We start from the raw sequence: 1,934 nt of genomic DNA, 5'->3' as shown, positions 1-1,934 counted from the left end.
GGCGCCTTCGAGGAGCCACACGCGGTGGCGTGCCTCCTCGTACCCGAGGGCCGCCGCGGCCTCGACGGACAGGACCGCCAGCTCGCAGCGGGGGTGGTGCGTCACGTCGTGGTGGCAGGCCGGGCACTGCGCTCCGGGCTGCGGCGCCGCAGTGTCCGGCAACGCGGTATCCGGCACAGCGGCGGCCGGCAACGCGGTATCCGGCACCGCGGTGTCCGGCACCGCGGCGTCCTCCGGCGTCCGGACGCGTCGGAGCGCCTCCTCGTGGCCGAGCAGGGCCGCTTCCGCCACGGGCAGGGAGGCCAGTTCGCAGTCGGGGTGGTGCGTCCGCGCGTGGTGGCAGGCAGGGCAGGGGACGACCGGGGACGCCCCTCCGTGGGAGATGGTCCGTCGTATCGCCCGGGGGGACGGCTCGTCGTCGTCCCGCTCGGCCGGTCCCGTCGTGTCGTCGGTCATGGGTTTCCTCGCAGAAGCCGGCGTCGGTCGAGCCGGCGGCGCAGCGGCTCGTACGTGCTCCACACGACCTCGCCCACGGCGGCGCACGCCGCGACCGCGCAGGCCGCCCAGCGGAAGGCCGCTCCGGAGGCCGTACCCGGTCCCGGGGGCACGAGCACCAGCGCCACCCCCGTCCACAGCACCACCAGCCCGCCGCTGTACGCAACGTAGGCGAGGCCCCGCCAGCGGTCCCACAGGTCGAAGTTGTGGTGCTGTTCCGCGCGGAGGAGGCGCCGGCGGTCGTCGTCCGCGAGCTCCTCCTCGGTCCACCAGGCGGTGAGGTCCGCGTACGAGTACAGGTGCCGCCGCGCGTGGAAGCCGAACTGCACGCAGGTGACGAACAGGAGCGCCGACACGGTCAGGCACAGCAGGGAGGGGCCGGGCCAGCGGAACTTGTCGCTGTCCGCGCCGACGACGCCGATCGCGGCGACCGAGAAGCCCGCGAGCAGCGGCGCGGCGACGTTGGTGACCGCGTCGACGGCCGCCCCGAAGCCGAGCGGCGACGGCTTCCGCCACGTCGGCCCCACCGGTCCGCCCCGGTTCATCGCCCTCACCCCCAACTTCCGCGCAGGGCAACGACCTTAGGCGCAGGGAGGGGGCCGGGGTCAACCGGCCCCGGGCTCCGCGGGCGGGCGGGCGCGGCGGGCCTACGAGCGGCCCCGGAAGCAGACGAGGGTGTCGCCGCCGTCGGCGATCAGGGACCAGTACCGGCGGCGGTCGTTCGCCCCGGTCACGCAGTTGTCGGCGTCGGCGCCGGCCGGGGCCTTGTACGCGGCGTCGACGACGAGGACCTGGTTGTAGGGGACGGGCACCTGGGTGGCGTCGCAGTCCACGGCGCTGGTGTCGCCGATGGAGGTGATCGCGTCGCCCTCCTGCTGGGCGAGCACGCAGTAGTTCTTCACCCAGACCCGGTTGAGGCACAGGGTGGTGGTCTCGCCGGTGACGGACGACCGGTGGCTCCACGCCGTGCGGCCCACGCCGGTCGGACAGCTCGTGGACGTGGGGTGGACGGCCGTCACGTAGAAGAGGTCGGCCCGCTCGGTGTGGCAGCTCACCGAGGAGGGCGGAACGTCGGCGCTCCACTCCTCGCCGTTCCTGTGCACGGGCAGGCAGCTGCCGGTGTCGACCGCCCGGAACGCCTCCTGGGCCGGATCGGTCCGTTCGGCGGCCGGCGCCCGGGTGGCGTCCCCGGGGTCACCACCGGAGCCGCCGACGGTGCCGCCGCTCGCGTCACCGCCACCGCTGCCGCCGCCACTCGTGTCGCCGCCGCTGCCGCCTCCGCCACTGCTGCTGCCGCCGCTGGTGATCTCGATCCCGATGCCCGGGATCTCCAGTCCGCCGCCGCGGTCGTTCCCGCCGCCCCTGCGGCCGCAGCCGACCAGGAACAGGGTGGGGAGGAGCAGCCAGACCACCCAGCTCCAGCGTGCCGTTCGCTTGCC

Annotated in this window: 2 protein-coding genes and 1 pseudogene; all 3 read right to left on the bottom strand. The window is 75.1% G+C overall.

Annotation, left to right across the window (positions count from 1 at the left end; translation table 11 throughout):
* Positions 1-456, bottom strand: a pseudogene (locus tag HW445_RS28950) (hypothetical protein); the annotation flags it as partial.
* The gene (locus tag HW445_RS28945; protein ID WP_180223804.1) at positions 453-1,040 is read right to left on the bottom strand and encodes a hypothetical protein; all 588 of its coding nucleotides are present in this window, start codon (positions 1,038-1,040) and stop codon (positions 453-455) included. The gene HW445_RS28945 and the pseudogene HW445_RS28950, both read right to left, overlap by 4 nt.
* 102 nt (positions 1,041-1,142) lie before the next feature.
* Positions 1,143-1,934 (bottom strand): hypothetical protein (locus HW445_RS32940; protein ID WP_306673375.1); only part of this gene is annotated, 792 nt, incomplete at its 5' end.

Origin of the sequence: Streptomyces sp. UH6, assembly GCF_013421635.1 — a bacterium.
Classification (GTDB): domain Bacteria; phylum Actinomycetota; class Actinomycetes; order Streptomycetales; family Streptomycetaceae; genus Streptomyces; species Streptomyces abyssomicinicus.
The sequence above is the reverse complement of the archived record's forward strand: the minus strand, read 5'-3'. Positions and strand labels throughout refer to the sequence as shown.

Bases quoted from the DNA above. Each gene is read 5' to 3' on its own strand.
- HW445_RS28945 (WP_180223804.1), bottom strand. From the start codon at position 1,040: ATGAACCGGGGCGGACCGGTGGGGCCGACGTGGCGGAAGCCGTCGCCG.